This window comes from Streptomyces sp. LARHCF249 (genome assembly GCF_052871255.1).
The window spans coordinates 622411-639911 of record NZ_JBIXJQ010000004.1 but is presented as its reverse complement, the minus strand read 5'-3'; the positions used below and the strand labels follow the sequence as shown (position 1 = coordinate 639911).

Genomic DNA, 17501 nt, shown 5'->3' with positions numbered 1-17501 from the left:
CGTCCGCGACCGGCTGGCCGAGGAAGAATGCCAAGCCGACCTGTTCCACGAACCGGCTTCCACCGTCCAGGGCCGCCTGGCCTGGCAGAACGGCCGCCACCAGCGGGGGCCCGTTCGCTCGTCTTGGCCCGTTCGCGCGTTTTCATGCTCCGTCCGGGCTGTCCGCCCGCCCGTACGGATCACGCCGGGAAGCCGACGTCGGTTGCGCATGGTCGGCTGGGCTCGGCTGGTTGCGGTCCCCTGACGGCCGGCCGTACACCGCAGAAAGAGGAGTCTCCGATGTCTCGTCGGCATGTCCCGGCCGTCCTCGGCCTAGTGGCGGGCGCGCTGGTGGCGGTCCCCGTCCTGGCCGCTCACGCCGCCACGGTGCAGGCTCGCTGCTCCGTCCCGGAACTCGTCGCGGCGATCAACGCCGCGAACAGCTCACCGGGACCGGACACGATCCGGCTGGCGCACAAATGCACGTACAAGCTGACGGCGCCGGACCCCGTGAACCCCGGCAACGGACTGCCGGTGATCACCAGTGAGATCACCATCGACGGGCGTGGGGCCACGATCAGGCGGGACGAGCACGCAGACAACGTGCCGAAGTTCCGGATCCTCTTCGTCGGACCGACGGGCAACCTCACGCTCACCCACACAACGATCAGCGGTGGCTTCGCCACGGACTGCCCGGCTTTCCCCGACCCCCCGGGCCTGGCCTGCGGCGGCGGCATCTCCAACACCGGAACGATGAAGGTGGCCAACAGCAAATTCATCGGCAACACGTCCCAGTCCGACGTGTTCGCCCAGGGCGGCGCCATCGACAACCCCGGCACCGCAAGCGTGAGTGAAACCCAAGTCACCGGAAACCACGTCATCTACAGCGGGAGCGACAACGGTGGTGGCGCCGCCGGCGCCGCCATCGCGAACGACGGTCCGCTGACGGTCACCCACTCCCGGCTGACCGGAAACACCGCGACCGTCACCAAGGACACCCAGAGCTTCGCCTTCGGGGCCGGCATCATCAGCTTCGCCGAGACGACCGTCGAGGACACGATCATCAGCAAGAACCGGTCCTTCGCCCCGGGCGGATTCGCGCGTGGCACCGTCTCCAACGGCATCCCGGCCCCCGGCAGGCTGACCGTGACCGGCGGCGCCATCAGCGACAACACATCGGACGCTCCGCACGGCTTCGCCCAGGGCGGCGGCATCGCGAACAACGCCCTGATGACCGTGAGCAAGGTGAAGATCAGCGGCAACCGGGCCTTCGCCGAGGGCGGCACCGCGCGCGGTGGCGGCGTCCGCGTGGGCCCCTTCGGCACGCTCGACCTAACCGACAGCCACATCACCGGCAACACCGCCGACGCACCGAACGGCACGGCTCAGGGCGGCGGCCTCGACAACCCCGACGGCGGCACCCTGACAGCCAGGCACAACAAGGTCCTCCGGAACACGGCCACCGCCGAGGACGGCACCGCGCAGGGCGGCGGCCTCTACCACGCCGGGGGAACCACGGGGCTGGGCACCACCACGCTGGAGGAGAACACCATCACCCACAACCGGGCGGGCGACGGCGGCGGCATCTTCAAGGCCTCCGGCGTCCTCACCGTCAACGGCGACGTCATTCGCGACAACCAGCCGAACAACTGCAGCCCGGCCGGCGCGGTCCCGGGCTGCACCGGCTGACGGCCACCGGAGGCAGTTCAGCCCGCCGGGCCGTATGGCCACGGTGCCAGGAGTCGAGGAGGTCAGCGCACCCTCGGCCAGTGGGCGCTCGTCAGTCAGGCCACGGGCGAGCACGGCACGTTGGTCCTGGTCTACGACCGAGTGCGCTGAGCCCTCGATCGGGCAGACAGCCCCGCCGGAGGCCGGAACGTTCGAAAGAGCACTGCGCTGAAGCGGGAGGGACGTCGTCAAGACCCGTCTCTGCGCCGGTCCTTCCCGAGCATCCGTGTGGCCGCCCGGAGCCCGGGCGGCCACAACGGTTGGATCCGGCGCTGTCAGCGGGGCGGGAATGAGTTATATGAGTCGAAATCGATCACGATCTCACAGCGCTCGCCCATCGAAATCCTCGACGTGATGGGCGGCCCTGCCTGGGTATGTTCGGGTGTAAGCCGACACCAGGAGAGCAGCAGACCCGGGATGCCCCAAATATCCATTGCGGAATCGCTGGCAGTGGAGTCACTTCTCGCATTCGGATCTTGTCCCTGAGGCCCCCGAGTGGAGTCAAAACTGAGCGACCAATGGAGTCAGTTGTCACTGACGCAGCCAGGGTGGGGTGGTCATCATCGTCTCGTCTCCTTCACTGCCCCCGGGGCGGTCGTTTCGAAGGAGCAGCGTGCAGGGGCACCCCTTGACCGCAGCCTGACGGCGGCCGCTAGCGAGCGTTGTCAAGGGAAAACGCGGCGTGCGCGGCGGCCCTCTCGTACGCGGTCTGGGACCAGGGCAGGACGGTGTCGGCTACCAGTGGAGCTCCCACAGTTGCAAGATGCCGTCCGAGCTGCCCGAGAGCAGGAACCGGTCGTCCGGGGTCAGCGCGATGCCGTAGACGTCGTCGTCGTGGCCGTCCAGGTCCGGACGCAACGGCCGGTCGCCGTGTCCCAGATCCGTATCCGGCCGTCATCCTCGCCCGAGACCGCGAACCGTCCGTCGGAGGTGAACCGGGCCGTCAGGACCTCGCCGGACCGGTCGTCGGGATGCCCCGGCGAGCCGCGGTCCCGGTCCGGTCCCGGTCCCGTACATCCTCGAAGGTGCGTACAAGGTCACCGGTACTGGCGTCCATGAGCCAGAACCCGGCCGCCGCTCAGCTCGCGGCCCGGGCTCCGAGACCACAGGTGAGCGGTCACCCAGCGCCGCCGCAGAGGTGCTCAGGTACTGGTGTACCTCTTGGAGGTCGCGATGAAGGCGGCGATGACGCCGGCGATGGTGAAGACGAGGGCCACGCCACCCGCCGCGACGGTGAGCGGCACGGCCAAGGTCGGGGCCTCCCCCGAACGGACGCCGTCCCGTTGCGGGGCTGCCGGAGGCGCGTTCGACTCGGGCCATGAGTACCGACCAGCCGCCGACGGGCGAGCCGCCTGAGGACCCGTTCCTCAAGAAGCCCCAGGAACCGACACCTCCGTCGGGCGGTTCGCCGTACGGCTCGCCGCCACCCGGCGGCGGGACCCCGCCGCCGGGAGGCCCCTACGGCGGCTCCGGCGCGGGCGGTGGATACCCGCCGCCACCGCCTCCGTACGGCGCGGGAGGCGGCTCGGGTGTCCCGTACGGCAGCGGCGGCTACGCCGTGCCCGACCCACTGGCGGGCATGCCCCCGCTCGGGGACATCGGAAAGCGGGTCGTCGCGCGCATCATCGACGGGCTGATCGTGACTGCCCCGTTCTTCCTCATCACGCTCTTCGCGTTCTGGTTGATCGGCATCGCCTGGCCAACGGATGACCCCTACACGGGCGAGATGCAGATGTCCGACGCCGCCAGCACCTGGCTAGGCGTCGCCTTTTTGCTGTGGGCGCTGATCTGGTTCGTCGCCTACATCGCCTATGACTGGTTCCTCACCCGCAAGAGCGGCCAGACCCTCGGCAAGAAGGCGATGAGCCTCCGTGTCGCCGTGCTCAACGACGGGAGCCTGCCCCCGTCGAACGTCGCCCTCGGCCGAGCGGCCACCCTGTGGCTGCCGTGCCTCCTCCCCTGCTGCTTGGGCCCCGTCTGGTGGATCGTCGTGCTCATCTCGATCCTGGTCGACAAGCCCTACCAACAGGGCCTGCACGACAAGGCCGCCAAGACGGTCGTCGTCCGGTCCACCTGACGCGTACCCAGCGCAGCACCAGAGCGGCAGAGCAGCTCGCGGAATCCGCCTCCACCCGGCCGCCCTGGCCGCCGCCCTCGCAGTCTCGGGAGCCACCCACTTCGCCGTGGACCGCAGGGTTCCCCTGGGCCTCCTCCAGCGGCTCGCCGAGGCCACCGGCAAGAAGAACTTCTTCAAGCTGGCCGACTTCCGAATGAACGGGCGCTACTGCCTCGACCTTCTCTGCACCAAGGCGGCTGTGCAAAGAGCGGCTGTGACCAGCAGTTTTCCAACAGGCCCGTTGCGCCGGTGGCGACTCAGGATGTGTCGATGAGCGGGAAGGTCCATTCGGCGCCCCGAGAGCAGTCCGGGTCACCGTTCCAAATCGGCTGGGACGCAGGGGGCCAACTCCCTTCCCAAGAGCGTCATCTGAGACACGGCAGGCTCCGCACGCCCCGTGCCGAACTCCACGCCGAGGGTCTCCCGGAACGAGGGGCAGCCTGGAACCGACGCATCTCGGTCATGCCTGGCAGCACCGCGGCGACCTCAGTGAGCCTCCGCCAACTTGACAGTATGGAGCACAGTCTGTCCACCAGGGCCCGCAGTGTGCTCGCGTCTTGGAGTTCGTCCAGACATTCCATGGCGGTTGCCTGCGCGACGGGCATAACGAACCACGTGCTGTCCGGGCTGGCATCCCAGATCGGCATCGCGTTCGGGTGTCCGACGCCGAACCGCAGCCGGGAAGCGCTGCAACTCACGGCAACGCTCCCCGCCCGATGGCGCTGCTGCGAGGGCCGGTACCGCCACCCGCGTGACGAGGCGGCGGCCGAAGTCCCTCTGCCGGTCAGCCGCGAGAGAACGTCCTCAGATCCGAGGCGAGTGAGGCGATGGCCGCGGGATTGCGCGGGCTTTCCACCAGCTCCGCGTAGTCGAGGACGACGATCCGGTCGTTCTTGACGGCCGAGACGCCGGCGAGCGGCGGATAGGACTTCAGGAACTCCCGCTTCTGCTCCGCGGTGGTGTCCCCGTAATCGTTGATCACGATCACCTCGGGGTCACGCTCGACCACGGTCTCCCAGCCCACCGTCGCCCAGCTGTCCTTGAGGTCCTTCATGACGTGATCGCCACCCGCCTTGGTGATGATGTCGTGCGGCCCGGCGTACAGACCCGAGGTCAGCGGCTTGTCCTGCCCGTCGTCATAGAGGAAGACGCGCGGACGGTCAGCGCCCTTCAGGGCCTTCGCCTCCGCTTCGGCCACCTGCTTCTCGAAGCCCGCGATGAGGGCCTCCGCACGGTCCTCGACGTCGAAGATCCTTCCCAGGTTCCGCAGGTCGGTGTACAGCGCTTCCAGCGGCGGCATCACCCCGCGTGCCTTTCCCTGCCCGTTGCGGCACGATTCGCTCAGCAGGTACGAGTCGATGCCCACCTTCTCCAGCTCGGCGGGGCTGAAGCCCTCCCCCTCGTTGAAGCCGTAGTTCCAGCCCGCGAACACCAGATCGGCGCGAGCGTCGAGGACCAGCTCCTTGTTGATCGTCTTTTGCGAGAGCCACTTCGTCTTCTGGTAAGCGTCCTTCCACGGAACGGATGTGAGATCGCCCCTGTCGTCGGGCATCACATAGCCCGCCATACGGTCCTCGAGTCCCAGCGCGAACATGATCTCGGTGATACCGACGTCATTGGTGACCACGCGCTGTGGGGCCTTGTCGTAGCTCTTCTTCTGGCCGCAGTTCTCGATGGTCACCGGATAGTGGCCGCCGTGTGCCTTGGCATCACCACCCTCTCCATCCCGAGAGGTGACCTCCGCGCCGCATCCGGTGAGCACCAGGGCGGCGGCGAATACGAGTGCGGCAGGGCGTACGAGGTTCGGCATGATGGCCATGACTCCTCAGGAAGCGGGCTGAGTGGGCAGGAGACGGTCGAAGAGCAGCTGTACGGCGCCGGACTCCGGATGCGGTACGCGGTGGGCCCGTACGCCGAAGACCTCGGCCAGCAACTCGGGCGTGAGCACGTCGTGCGGAGCGCCGGAGGCGACGATCCGGCCGCTGTCGATGACGTAGAGGAGGTCGCAGTGGAGCGCGGCGAGGTTGAGGTCGTGCAGCGCGGTGAGCACCGTCAGCCCACTGCCGCGTACCAGAGCCAGCACTTCCAACTGTTGGGCGATGTCGAGGTGGTTGGTGGGCTCGTCGAGCACCAGTACGCGGGGCTGCTGCGCGAGCGCGCGGGCGATCAGGACCCGCTGCTTCTCGCCGCCGGAGAGGGTGAGGAAGCCGCGGTCGGAGAGGTGGTCGGCTCCGACCCTGACGAGCGCGGCTTCGCACGTCTTCCGGTCTTCGTCGGTGGTCCGGGCCACGGAGCGCTGGTGCGGCAGTCGCCCCATCGCCACGACCTCGCCGACCGTGAAGTCGAACTCGGTGACCGCTTCCTGGGGCAGGGCGGCCAGGCGGCGGGCGCCTTCGCGTGCGCTCAGGGAGTGCAGGTCCTCGCCGCCGAGCAGGACCGTACCGGCCGAGGGGCGCAGGGCTCGGTAGACGCAGCGCAACAGGGTGGACTTGCCGCTGCCGTTGGGCCCGACGAGCCCGACGACCTGCCCGCCGTCCGCACGCAGTGTGGCCTCCCGCACCAGCCGCGCGCCGGCGATCTCGACCGTCAGTGCATCGATGTCGATACGCATCACGCGCCTCCGAAGGTGTAGGAGCGGCGGCGCATCAGCAGGACGAAGCACGGCACGCCGATGGCGGCGGTCAGCACTCCTACCGGCAGCTCGACGGGTGCGAGCACGACACGGGACAGGATGTCCACCCAGATCAGCAGGACGGCGCCAGCGAGGGGGGCGACGGCCAGCAGCCTGCGGTGGTCCGCGCCGACCAGCATCCGTGCGGCGTGCGGAACCATCAGGCCGACGAATCCGATCGCACCGCTCACCGCGACCACGGCCCCCGTGACGGCGGCGCAGATCAGGAACAGCTCCTTGCGCAGCCTCCCCGCGTCCACTCCCAGGGCGGCCGCGGTCTCGTCACCCATCGCCAGAGCGTTCAGGCGACGCGCTGACACAGTGAGGTGGGCGAGGCCGACGAGCACGGCTCCGGCGGCGATCGGCACGGAGGCCCAGCTGGCTCCGCCGAGGCTGCCGAGCAGCCACATCATGGCGGAGCGGGCCGCCTCGCCGCGTTCGGCCGCGAACACCATGAACGTGGTGACGGCCGAGAAGCCGTAGTACATCGCAGTGCCCGTCAGGACGAGCCGCAGCGGGGTCAGGCCATCAGCGGTGCGGGCGATCGCGTACACCAGCGCCATGGCGAGGAGCGCGGAGAGGAAGGCCGCAGTGGACAGGGCCCACAGACCGAGAGCGCCGAAGGCCCCGAAGAGAAGGACTGCATTCGCACCGACGGCCGCGCCCGAGGAAATACCCAAGACGAACGGGTCGGCGAGTGCATTGCGGACCATGGCCTGAACGGCGACCCCGATCGCCGACAGACCGGCTCCGACGACCGCGGCCAACACGGCTCGCGGGAAGCGCAGTTCCCACACGATCGTGTAAGCCGACACTTCGTCATGCGATATGGATCCGCCTGTCAGCCCGGCCCACAGAAAACGCAGCACCTCGCCCCAGGAAAGTCCCGACGCCCCCATCCCCGCCCCGCAAACGATGGAGAGCACAAGCGCGACGCACAGGGTGACGAAGAGAAGGGGCAGTGATAGGCGCTTGGGCGGCGCGGGGCCGAGGCCGGTAGGCGCCGTGTGAGGTGGCGCGGCTGGTTCGAGTTCCACGGGTGTGGCCACGGCGGATCGCCTTCGCCTCAGGCCGTGCCCTACATGAGCACAGGAGCGGCCCGGGACGCGGGGCGCCCTGCGCAGCGCCTTCTCGCAGTCCACGGCGAATTGACAGGAGCCTTCATCACCGCGGGTAATCGGGCTCACGGAGCCGCCTGTGCGGCTCCGCCTACCGTTGCGGGTCAGCGCCGGACTTCGACCGGACTTCCCCCGCGGGACGGATTGCAGCATAACCTGCACGCGGGGCCCCTTCGACACGGAACCGCAGATCGAGGGCCCGCATGTGTCCGGCGAGCGTCAGGATCGAGGCGTGCGTCGGCCAACTGACGCGCGTGGCCCCGACGCCGCCCGTCATCGAGCATCCGCGCACTGGATGCCCTTCGTCACGTCCTGCCGGCTGCAACCGGTCGGCGAGGCGCCCGAGGGAGGAACCAGCCGTTCGCACGGACTGAGATGGATCCCTTCCACCAACGCGACGAGGACATGGCCAAGCCGCAACGTCCTGCCGTGGTCGTCAGCGCGCGCCGATGACGCGGGGGCAGCCACTGACAATGGCCCCGGTGCTGGCCGGCCGCGGCCCGTCAGCGCCGAGGGGCTTACTGTCGCTACTTGCGGGCGCGCCCCCGGGCACGCAGCTCCTTGCGCTGGGCCTCGGTCAGGAAGACGTGCGTCCACTGCGGGGCAGCGTCCAGCGGGCCGCCCTCAAGCACGCGCTGGCGTACGGCTTCCTTGGTGGCGGTAAGGGTGCCGCCGCCTCCGCCGCTCGACCCGCCGCCCTTGTGCCAGCGCACGGCCTGCCACGTGCCTCGGCTGGTGCTCTTGCCTACGATGCCGCAGACGGCCCCGCTGTCGTCGCACACGAGTTCCACGTCTGTGAGGTCGCCGAGCGGGGTCGGGACCACGGACGGAGTGTCGCCCTCGCGGGCGCCGGGGATGGTGACGCCGAGTGCGAGCGCTGCCCGCTCGTGGGTGACCGTGAATAGGTCAGTCCGGTACTGGCCCGTCCAGGCCGCGAGGAGCAAGTCCCCGGGCTGGTGGTCGGTGACCATCCGGCGCTTGCCTGTGACGGTGTGGTCAGAGGTAACGATGCCGGTGCTGTGCTCGACGCGGAGGAACGTCACCCCGGATTCCTTGTACGGGAAGCCGTCGGCGTCGGTGTCCTTGCGGAGAGCGGAGGCGTCGAAGATCATGCGCGTCAACTTAACGCAGACAACGTCCTATTATCTGCGGAAAATGGAAGCTCCATGTGCGGCGATGTCCCCGGGCCGCGGCGCGAAGCGACTCTGTGATCTGTGGCAAAGGGGAGCAGTACTCGCTGTTCTGCAGCTACCGACCGGGAAGGCGCCGACCGTCCAGTCGGCAGCGGACATCTTCCTCGACTCGCCCGGCAATCCGAACACCTTGCGGAACTACGGCGTCGCACCCACTACCAGAGCTGTGGCATCGAGAGGCGTGCAGCACCGTCGGCCGGTCCAGCCGACGCAGCAAGTCCGGCGGGGACTTCTCCACGCGGCCAGCACTTTGAGCTCTGAAGCTGTTAGAAGCCGTTGCCATACCGATCATGGAGTCTGTCGATCGAACGGGAGTCTCGATCGGGTGATCGCGGGCACTGCCCGGCATGAGAGCAGGGCCTGGCGGTATACGGGGAAAATCCAGGGGAGCGGGCGGCCGCGCGCTGGTACGGTCGGGCGTCATGAGCTGGCTCCCCGATAGCTTCGTCCATCCCGTCCTGGTACCGCTGCCGGGCAGTGGTCATCACCTGCGGCCGATCCGCGAGACGGACACCCCGCTCGACTATCCGGCTGTGATGGGTTCGCGCGAGCGGCTGTGGACCATCTACGGCCCGGCCTGGGGCTGGCCCGCGGCCACCATGACCTACGAGGCCGACCAAGCCGACTTGTTGCGACACGAGAAGGAGATCGCCGCACACCAGTCCTTCAACTACGCGCTGTTCGACGCGGCGGAGACAGCTCTGCTCGGCTGTGTCTACATCGACCCACCGGAGAGGGCCGGCGCGGACGGCGAGATCTCCTGGTGGGTGGTGGACGAGCTGGTGGGCAGCAAGGTCGAGCAGGCCCTCGACGCGCTGGTGCCGCAGTGGATCGCCGCCGACTGGCCGTTCGAGCAGCCGCGCTTCCTCGGCCGCGAGATCTCCTGGTCGGACTGGCTCGCCCTGCCGGAGCACCCCGACGCGTAAGTAGCTTTTGTCCTAATGCTCTGGGGGCTTGGTGCTCGAACGGCCGTCTCGATTGGGTGGTCGTCGGGTGCTCGGCGCATGCGAGGAGGGCCGCCAGAACAGCTCGGCGAGCTGGTCGGGCTGCACGGCCGTGCCTCTCGAGCCCGGCCACTCCTTGACGTACTGCCCGGCGTCCGGCCACACCGTGCGGTGCGAGCGGGCTTTCATGAACTACACCGCGGTGGCGAACGGGCCGCCGGACGCGGTGCCGTCGGCGTGGACCGTGAGGCGGGCGGCGGCGTCGCGGCTGCTGTAGTGCGTTCCGTACGGGGCGACGATGACGCCGCCGGGCCTGACCTGTTCCACCCATGCGCGCGGGATGCTGCGCACTCCGAACGTGCACGGCAGCCGGTCGTACGGGCCACGGTCGGGGTGCCCGGCGAGGGCGTCGCCGGTGACCGCCTCGGCGTAGAGGCTGAGGGTGCACAGCCGTTCCCGCGCCGCTGCCTACACGGCCGGGTCCACGTCGATGGTGCTGACGTTGGCTGCGCCGCAGCGGTGGCCAGGAGTGCGGCGGTCTCGCCGGTGCCGGTGCCCGCGTCCAGGACGTGCATGCCGGCGTCAGCGTCCAGGGCGGCGAGGAGGCGGAACACCACCGAGGGTTGAGAGCTTCACGAAGGTCGGGATCGTGCCCGGATTAGTGCCGCGATGGGCGCCGTCGTCCCACTGGGCGACCACGGACAGGTCACTGTCGGCGTATCCGTACGAGGCGGCCGGATTTGTGCGCCGGTCTACGGTCACGGCTCGGGCGGCGGGGACATCGCCGGGCTGCTGGTGGTCGGCTGGGATGAACGGCCACATGACCGGAGGCAGGAACGCCGCGCGGTCGACGGCGGCGAAGGCGGGCGCCCAGTTGGGTGTGCTTGTCTTTTGACGCGTCGGCGCGCCGGAAGACGCCGCTGATCTGAGTTCTGTCCGGCTGAGGCCTCAAACCGTTGTCCTTTGACAGCGAAGTTAGTCCGGCTGAAGTCGGTGACCTGCGCGGACTAACTTCGCTGTCAAGGCAGTCGCGTGACGCCGCCTTCGGCCCGAACCTGTGGCCTGCGGCGTCTGGGTTGGATGGCAAGGAACGTCATGGGCTGGGCTCGTGTCAGCCCGCGCCTCATGTAGTGAGCCGGCTGGCGCCCGCGGACCAGGGGCTCGGGTGTCAGGCGTCTTCGCGGTAGAGGTCGGTGAGCAGGGCGACGGCGGCGTGGGTGGCGGGGTGGGGGTCCTGTGGGCGCCGGATGACCCTCTTCAGGAAGGGTTGCCGTCCGGTCCAAGATTTTTTCGGACCTCGCTGTCGGCCGTGCGACCTCGGGCGCGCGCCACCGAAACTCCCCTTGCCCAGCGGGCAGGGGGAGTTTCGGTCGGCTTGAACCGGATACCGGTGTCAGCAGGAGGACTAGCCCGTGGAGCCGACGCGGACGAGCTTCCACTGCTGGTTCACGCCGCCCCAGTCCGAATACTGGACGATGCCGGTCCCGTCGGCGGAGGAGAAGCCCGGTACCTCGACGGCCTTCCCGCTGTTGCGGTTGATCAACCGGACGTATCCGTCCGGTGAGTCCACCAACCGGAACTGCTGGTTCACGCCACCGTGGTCGCTCCACTGGTGGATGGCGGCGTTGTCGGCCGTCGACCAGCCGGAGACGTCCAGCAGCTTGCCGGAGTGCCTCGCCTTCAACCGGTAGTAGCCGCCACCGGAGTCCACGAACTGGAACTGCTGGTTGGGCCCGTCGTACCGGGCCCACTGCGTGAGGGCGGCGCCGTCCGCGGAGCTCACGCCCTCCACGTCCAGTGCCTTGCCGCTGTTGCGGTTGACCATGACGTACCAGGCGTTGGTGTCCACAGGGGCCGCCGGCGCGTGCGCGCGCAACTCGAAGCGTTCCACCAGCACTTCGCCGCCGAGGGCCCGGGTGGCGTGATTGAAGACGGCGAAGCGGTGGCCCATGAAGAAATGAGGCCTATCGCTCATGGTGAAGGCCGGGCCGAGCCGGGTGAAGGTGGTGCCGTCGGTGCTGTAGGAGAACGTCGCCTGGCGGCCCGGCCCCGGGCTGATGTCGGCGGTGGCGCGCAGCCAGACCCGGCTACCGGACGCGGGGAGGTCGGCGCGGGCCCGCTCGGTGCCGGTGCTGCTGGTGTTCCAGTTGGCGTCCATGGTCAGGCCGTCGAACATCACCAGCCTGCTGACGCCGTCCTGCCGCGTGACGCCGATCCAGGCGGAGGAGTCCCGCAGCATCGCCAGCCCGGCCCGGTCGCCGTCCGCCATCCCGGAGCAGTCGAGCACGACGGTCGCGGTGGAGGCGGGGCCCTGGATGCGGCGGGTGAGGGTGTTACGGGCGCTGTAGAGGTCGTCGGTGACGGTGGCGGTCCTGAGGGTGAGCCCGTTGTTGACGGTGAACGCGGCGGTGTCGGGGTTGTGGTTCCACTCCCAGTACGGCGCCAGCGCCGTTCCCTCGAAGGTGTCGGCGCCGGTCATCGGCGGGAGCGGGTGCGGGGTGACCGGGTAGGGGTATGTCTCGCCCCACGTGCCGTTGACGGTTTGGAGCTCGGGCCAGCCCTCGGCGTTCCAGGTGACCGGGGCCAGGGCGGGGACGCGGCCGCCGGGATAGGCGTCGATGAAGCCCATGTAGTACCAGTCGCCGTTCGGGGTGTCGACCAGCGAGCCCTGGTGCGGTATGCCGCCGCCGGGGATCGGGCCGGGCAGGTCCAACAGCACCTCCCGCATCTTGTACGGGCCGAAGGGGCCTGATGTGGATTTCCAGATGTACTGGCCGTTGGGCGGGCGGGTGACGAAGATGTAGTAGTTCCCGTTGATCTTGTAGAAGCGGGAGCCCTCCATGTAGTGCAACGTGTCGGGCTTGGTGAGCACGTGCTCGGACCTGACCTCGGTGCGCATGTCCGGGGAGAGCTGCGCGACGTGGATCTCGTTGGCGCCGTACGCCACGTACGGGGTGCCGTCGTCGTCGAAGAGCAGCCCCGCGTCGTAGTAATTGCTGCCGATCTCGGCGTGCCGGGTCCAGGGGCCCGCCGCGTCGGTGGCTCTGTATACGTACGACCGCTGCCCGCCGATCTGGCCCACCCAGTAGAAGGTCCCGTCGCTGGGGCGGTGGCGCATCGAGGACGCGTAGATGCCCTGGACGTACGCCCGTCCGCCTTTGAGGTCGTACGCGTCGCCGAAGTCGAGGACCGGCACCGAGTGGCCGATGAACTCCCAGTTGACCAGGTCGTAGGAGCGCAGGACGGGCGCGCCCGGCGAGAAGTGCATGGTCGAGCCGGTGTAGTAGTACGTGTCGCCGACGCGGATGACCTCGAGGTCGGCGAAGTCCTGCCAGATCACCGGGTTGGTGAACTGCTCCTGCTGGGCCGTCGTGCCCGCCGCCGCGCTCGCGCCTATCGCCGGCAGCGTGGCGCCCGCGACCAGGCCGACGGTGGCCGCCATGACTTTCCGGCGGCTGTGGGGGTGTTGGAGCCAGGACATGCGAGATCAGCTTCCTCACGTGTGGGGACCGAGAGCCGAAGTGTTAGCGTTAACATTTCCGAGGACGAGCCGTTCAGGGGGGTGATCTGAGTGCGCCGCGCCCTGCACCTCGTTGACGTGACCCGAGGGCTGACCCAGGCCGGGCGGCGAGATGAAGCCGTCGCGCAAAGGCCCTGGACAGGGTCGGGCACCGGGTTGCCGGCCCGGGCCCGACCCTGTGTTGGTTCAGCTCTTGCCGGTCAGGCGCCAGACCTGGTTCTTCTTGGTTGCCAGGGCACTGGCGGAGTCACAGGTCCACTGGTGGACCAATGCTCCGACGGCGGTGGAGATCCCGCTGACGTCCACGCACTTGCCGCTGTGCACCGCGACGAGCTGGTAGTCGTTGGCGGCGACATGCCGCAGCGTGAACTGCTGGTTCGTGCCGCCGTGGCAGGTCCACTGGTGGACCGCCTCACCGTCGGCGGTGGAGACACCGCGGATGTCGAGGCACTTGCCGCTGTGGCGGTTCACCAGGGAGTAGGTGTCCGCCACCCCTTGCACCGGACGGAAGTCGAACCGCTGTTCCTCACCGGCGCCGCAGGTGTACTGCCGGTACTGAGTGCCGTCGGTGGTGCTCTGGTTGGGGTCGTCCAGGCAGTGCCCGCTGTGCTGGGCGACGGCGGTTGACGAGAAGGTGGACTGGCCGGTGGTGAACTGCCACCAGTTCATATTGAACAGGTACCCGCTGCCACCGGCGAAGCGCAGGTACAGATCGTGGGTCCCGGTCGCACCGGTAACAGGGCACGATGCCGTGCTCCAGGTCTGCCAGCCTCCGGTGCCCGACACCGTGCATGTCCCGACCGTCGGCCCAGTAGCACTGTCCAGGTGCAGCTCAACTCGGCCGCCGCTGGTGTTTGAGGCCACCCTGGCGGTGAACGAGCCGGCACCGGTGCCGAATGCTACGCCCTTGACCTTGATGTAATCGCCGTTTTCGATCCAGCTGGTGTTCATCCCGCCCTCGCTGGAGGGTTCGGTTTCGATGCCGCTGCCCCACGCGATGGACTCGGCTTCCTGGCGGACATAAGGATCGAGCGTGCCGGCCTGCGGCGCCCCGGCCGTCGTCATATTGATCGTCGGGATCGTTCCGTCAGCGTTGTAGGAAAACTTCTCCACTGCGACCGAGCGGGTGAAGCCGCCGCCGCCCGGGAGGGCGCCGTTGTGATAGAAGAAATACGAGTTGCCCTGAAAGTCCACGATGCCCGCGTGGTTGGTGAAGCTGTTGCCCTGGGCGGGCATGACTGTTCCACGGTAGGTCCACGGTCCGGTCGGGCTGGGTGCCGTGGAGTAGGCGATGAACTCCGAGCAGCACTTGGCGGCATACACCATGTAGTACAGGCCGTTCCGCTTGTAGACCCATGGCGCTTCTTCGTACAGCGTGGGACGGTCGGGGTTGTCGGTGCGGGACCCGAAGCCCTCGGTGGTGAGCGGAATTCCGACGGGGCTGCCTGCGTAGGACGTCATGTCCGCGTTCAGCTTGACGTACCAAAGGTTCGGGTTGCCCCAGTACAGGTAGGCCTGGCCGTCGTCGTCGATGAAGACGGTCGGGTCGATCTCACTGTTCTCCACCAGCGGGTGGCCGAGGGCGTCCCGGAACGGGCCGGTGGGGCTGTCCGACACCGCCACGCCGATGGCGAATTGGCCGGTCGCCCGGACCGACACCGGCACGTACCAGTAGAACTTGCCGTCCCGTTCGACGGCCTGGCCCGCCCACGCGTTGGCGCCCGCCCAGCTGAAGGTGTTCAGGCTGAGCGGTGAGCCGTGGTCGGTCCAGTTGACCATGTCTGCGGAGGACCACACCCGCCAGTCCTTCATCACGAAGGAGGAGGTGGAGCCGTCCTCGTCGTGCCCGGTGTAGAGGTAGACCCGCCCGTTGTGCACCAGTGGGGCAGGGTCGGCGGTGTAGACGTGCTGCACGATCGGGTTGTCGGCCCTGGCCGCTGTGGGATGCACTGCGGTGGGAAGGACGGCGAACGCCAATGTGAGGATCAGTACCCAGGTTGCCCGGGCGAGGCTCGTACCGGTGGCGGGTGATCTCACTGCGGTCGGGTGAGCCGTTGGCCTGTGGACGGCGCTACTGGCCATGGTGTGGCCCTTCCTGGTGTTGCGGGTCGGGGACTGAGCAGCTGGTCAGATGCGGGGGAGGGACGTTGCTGTGCTCGGGGTGTGGTCAGTGCGAACCGTGCGATGCGGACGGAGCCGCCAAGCGCTGGCGATCCGTCAGACCGTCTTCACCTACTCGGATGCCGGGCGGGCGGCCGCTGCCTGCACGGGAGTTGGTGGTGTCGGCCATTGTGCTGCCTTTCGGTCGTCCGGGCCGGTGACCGTGTCCCGCATCGGGGCGGTTGGTCATCTGGATTGGTGCGCTGACCTGCGCGAACGGACTGTTCGTCCGGGGCGGCGGCAAGACGTGATCCCTGCAGGGTGGGGATGCCGGGCCTCCGGCATATTGTTAGCGCTAACAACTTAAAAGTGGAACATCCGGCGTGTTGCAGGGAGAAAACCACGGCACATGAGAGGCCGTCAAGTACCCGCGTCGCAACCTGCCCGTTACTGAGGCGTCATCAGGATCTCGTCCTGTCAAAGTTCTGACGGGTCGGACGTGAGCGCTCACACTCCTCGGCGCGGGCGGCAGTTGGCTTGACTCTGTCGGTGATCCTGATAGTCGCAGTCAGGTTGCCGAGGGTTCGCCAGGACCCTCGACCGGGGGATCCTCTGCTGGTCCAGGAAGGTCTGGAAGGCGGTGGGTTGTCTCGATGTGGAGGTTTCCTCGGCCACTGTTCGACAGCTGAGTCGTTCGATGTTGACGGCGATAGCCGTGAGTACGTGTTGCAGGTGGGCTTTGGGCTGTCCTCGGTAGCGGGAGCGACGCACGCCGTGTCCGTGAGCGAACTCCCTGGTGCGCACCGGACGACGGCCTGCGGGCGGTGCAGGCCGGCGAGTGTCTCGCCGAGCTGGACGTTGCCGCTGGCGGCCGCTATGGGGCGAGGCGGGGGCGAGGGGCGTCGGTCGGTATGCCATGCCGTTCGTCAGACGGCTCTGATGGAACGTCGGATCAGGGCGACGGCCTGCTGCGGGGTGAGCCCGGCGTCATGGTGTCCGATGACCAGGGAGTAGGAGATGAGCCGGCGCATGATGGCCGTGCGGCGCAGTTCGGGACTCGGGACGTTAGAGGACCTGTTCCTGAACCGGCAGAGCGGCGCCACGCAGCGCCCGATCAGCTGGAAGCAGCTGCGCCACCGCGCGGCCGGGCTGCTCCGGAGTACGGCGTGGATGTCGCCCCGATCGCATGCGCCGGGTCGGTGGTTCACAGCCACTGGTGGATCGCCGCGATGTGGACGGTGGCCTCGAAGCGAACGGCAAGCTTGTCGTAACGAGTCGCCACCGCCCGGTGCTGCTTGAGTCGGCTGATCCCGCACTCGACCGCGTGGCGGGCCTTGCAGTCCTCCCGGTCAAAGGCCGGCGGCCGTCCACCACCGTTGCCACGGCGCTTACGGTTGCAGATCTGATCGGCTGGCTCAGCGATGGTGCACCGTATTGCGCGTCTGCGCAGGTAGGCACGGTTGGCGCGCGAGGAATACGCCTTGTCACCCCGCACCCGGAGTGGCTTGCGCCTCGGGCAACACCCTTTAAGGCCTGGTCCGGCATGAGGACGGGTTCTTGACGACCGCCTCGCAGGCCACAAGGCCTGCCGCGATCTGCATCGGGGTCGAGTCGCCGCTCACGTCGAGCTGCTGCAATGCGGCCCGCGCTGCGGACTGCGTAGCGAACGTGAAGCAGTCTCCATGTACCAGCACGATGTCGACCGCCGCCCTGACCTTGACCGGCCGCACCCCGTCGTCCGTGTCCAGCTTCGACCACTGGCCGAAGAGGTCCTCGGCCGTTTGCCGCACCTCGGCGCAGGACGGCTTGCCTCGGCCACCCGTCCAGTCCCCCACCGCGTATCCGCCCCCAGCCAGGACCGCGGCACCAGCCGTGGCCAGGGCGAGCGCCCACCCTCGTCTCATGGGTGATCACATTAAGGCCTGTCCGCTAATTCGCGTCAGGCCCGGCCCGATCCGATGCGAATTGTCAGACAGGCTCGAGGAACCAAAGTCGCATTCATTCCCCTCGCCCAGCTGGCTGACAGCATCACGCCCGGCAGCAGGCAGGGCCCAGAACAACCCAATCAGGACGGCCAGGCATCGCCCTGAAGTCGGGCACGAAGATGCTCGTCATGCCAGCCGTCGGCACGC

Annotated in this window: 14 protein-coding genes and 3 pseudogenes; 3 read left to right on the top strand and 14 right to left on the bottom strand. The window is 68.4% G+C overall.

All coding sequences use genetic code 11. The features are described from left to right. Positions 1-279: 279 nt before the first annotated feature. Positions 280-1668, top strand: coding sequence for a hypothetical protein (locus ACIPUC_RS14710; RefSeq protein ID WP_446589615.1), 1389 nt, complete (start codon positions 280-282; stop codon positions 1666-1668). Between the two features lie 774 nt (positions 1669-2442). Here ACIPUC_RS14710 and ACIPUC_RS14705 read toward each other — a convergent pair. Together ACIPUC_RS14705 and ACIPUC_RS14700 are read right to left on the bottom strand one after the other, a co-directional pair. Next, positions 2443-2565 (bottom strand): hypothetical protein, encoded by a 123-nt coding sequence (locus ACIPUC_RS14705; protein WP_446589614.1) that lies wholly within the window; start codon positions 2563-2565, stop codon positions 2443-2445. Then, positions 2514-2672, bottom strand: a pseudogene (locus tag ACIPUC_RS14700) (hypothetical protein); the annotation flags it as partial. The pseudogene ACIPUC_RS14700 and the gene ACIPUC_RS14705, both read right to left, overlap by 52 nt. A gap of 353 nt (positions 2673-3025) precedes the next feature. On the opposite strand from ACIPUC_RS14700, the gene ACIPUC_RS14695 reads away from it, so the two are divergent. Then, entirely contained in the window at positions 3026-3784 is a 759-nt protein-coding gene (locus ACIPUC_RS14695; protein WP_446589613.1) for an RDD family protein, read from the top strand. 823 nt (positions 3785-4607) lie between these two features. On the opposite strand, the gene ACIPUC_RS14690 is transcribed toward ACIPUC_RS14695, so the two are convergent. The 4 genes from ACIPUC_RS14690 to ACIPUC_RS14675 all read right to left on the bottom strand — a co-directional run bounded on the left by ACIPUC_RS14690 (position 4608) and on the right by ACIPUC_RS14675 (position 8724). Next, on the bottom strand, positions 4608-5633 hold the full coding sequence (locus ACIPUC_RS14690) for an ABC transporter substrate-binding protein (protein WP_446589728.1): 1026 nt from the start codon (positions 5631-5633) through the stop codon (positions 4608-4610). A 15-nt stretch (positions 5634-5648) separates the two neighbouring features. Beyond that, a complete protein-coding gene (locus ACIPUC_RS14685) occupies positions 5649-6434 on the bottom strand; it encodes an ABC transporter ATP-binding protein (RefSeq protein WP_446589612.1) in 786 nt (261 codons plus the stop codon). Continuing rightward, complete coding sequence (locus tag ACIPUC_RS14680; RefSeq protein ID WP_446589611.1) at positions 6434-7543, bottom strand: FecCD family ABC transporter permease; 1110 nt, start codon at positions 7541-7543, stop codon at positions 6434-6436. Before ACIPUC_RS14680 ends, ACIPUC_RS14685 begins: the two co-directional genes overlap by 1 nt. Positions 7544-8139: 596 nt before the next feature. Beyond that, complete coding sequence (locus ACIPUC_RS14675) at positions 8140-8724, bottom strand: hypothetical protein (RefSeq protein ID WP_446589610.1); 585 nt, start codon at positions 8722-8724, stop codon at positions 8140-8142. A 503-nt stretch (positions 8725-9227) separates the two neighbouring features. On the opposite strand from ACIPUC_RS14675, the gene ACIPUC_RS14670 reads away from it, so the two are divergent. Then, positions 9228-9731 (top strand): N-acetyltransferase, encoded by a 504-nt coding sequence (locus tag ACIPUC_RS14670; RefSeq protein WP_446589609.1) that lies wholly within the window; start codon positions 9228-9230, stop codon positions 9729-9731. 210 nt (positions 9732-9941) lie between these two features. Here ACIPUC_RS14670 and ACIPUC_RS14665 read toward each other — a convergent pair whose 3' ends face one another. The 8 genes and pseudogenes from ACIPUC_RS14665 to ACIPUC_RS14630 form a co-directional block, all read right to left on the bottom strand. After that, complete coding sequence (locus tag ACIPUC_RS14665; protein WP_446589727.1) at positions 9942-10199, bottom strand: hypothetical protein; 258 nt, start codon at positions 10197-10199, stop codon at positions 9942-9944. A gap of 955 nt (positions 10200-11154) precedes the next feature. Next, the gene (locus ACIPUC_RS14660; protein WP_446589726.1) at positions 11155-11598 is read right to left on the bottom strand and encodes an RICIN domain-containing protein; all 444 of its coding nucleotides are present in this window, start codon (positions 11596-11598) and stop codon (positions 11155-11157) included. Between the two features lie 24 nt (positions 11599-11622). Further along, a pseudogene (locus tag ACIPUC_RS14655) lies at positions 11623-13230 on the bottom strand (glycoside hydrolase family 43 protein); the annotation flags it as partial. Positions 13231-13455: 225 nt separating this feature from the next. Continuing rightward, on the bottom strand, positions 13456-15219 hold the full coding sequence (locus ACIPUC_RS14650) for a family 43 glycosylhydrolase (protein ID WP_446589608.1): 1764 nt from the start codon (positions 15217-15219) through the stop codon (positions 13456-13458). A gap of 657 nt (positions 15220-15876) precedes the next feature. Continuing rightward, the gene (locus tag ACIPUC_RS14645; RefSeq protein ID WP_446589606.1) at positions 15877-16287 is read right to left on the bottom strand and encodes a transposase; all 411 of its coding nucleotides are present in this window, start codon (positions 16285-16287) and stop codon (positions 15877-15879) included. An 8-nt stretch (positions 16288-16295) separates the two neighbouring features. Further along, complete coding sequence (locus ACIPUC_RS14640; protein WP_446589605.1) at positions 16296-16577, bottom strand: hypothetical protein; 282 nt, start codon at positions 16575-16577, stop codon at positions 16296-16298. Beyond that, positions 16574-16918: pseudogene (locus ACIPUC_RS14635) on the bottom strand (transposase); the annotation flags it as partial. The pseudogene ACIPUC_RS14635 and the gene ACIPUC_RS14640, both read right to left, overlap by 4 nt. Next, a complete protein-coding gene (locus tag ACIPUC_RS14630) occupies positions 16896-17273 on the bottom strand; it encodes a hypothetical protein (RefSeq protein WP_446589604.1) in 378 nt (125 codons plus the stop codon). The pseudogene ACIPUC_RS14635 and the gene ACIPUC_RS14630, both read right to left, overlap by 23 nt. Positions 17274-17501 lie beyond the last annotated feature (228 nt).

What these genes read in the sequence shown, in the direction of transcription:
- ACIPUC_RS14710 (WP_446589615.1), top strand. Translation starts at nt 280, where the DNA reads ATGTCTCGTCGGCATGTCCCGGCCGTCCTCGGCCTAGTGGCGGGCGCG.
- ACIPUC_RS14695 (WP_446589613.1), top strand. Translation starts at nt 3,026, where the DNA reads ATGAGTACCGACCAGCCGCCGACGGGCGAGCCGCCTGAGGACCCGTTC.
- ACIPUC_RS14690 (WP_446589728.1), bottom strand. Translation starts at nt 5,633, where the DNA reads ATGCCGAACCTCGTACGCCCTGCCGCACTCGTATTCGCCGCCGCCCTG.
- ACIPUC_RS14685 (WP_446589612.1), bottom strand. Translation starts at nt 6,434, where the DNA reads ATGCGTATCGACATCGATGCACTGACGGTCGAGATCGCCGGCGCGCGG.
- ACIPUC_RS14675 (WP_446589610.1), bottom strand. Translation starts at nt 8,724, where the DNA reads ATGATCTTCGACGCCTCCGCTCTCCGCAAGGACACCGACGCCGACGGC.
- ACIPUC_RS14670 (WP_446589609.1), top strand. Translation starts at nt 9,228, where the DNA reads ATGAGCTGGCTCCCCGATAGCTTCGTCCATCCCGTCCTGGTACCGCTG.
- ACIPUC_RS14645 (WP_446589606.1), bottom strand. Translation starts at nt 16,287, where the DNA reads ATGGCATACCGACCGACGCCCCTCGCCCCCGCCTCGCCCCATAGCGGC.
- ACIPUC_RS14630 (WP_446589604.1), bottom strand. Translation starts at nt 17,273, where the DNA reads ATGAGACGAGGGTGGGCGCTCGCCCTGGCCACGGCTGGTGCCGCGGTC.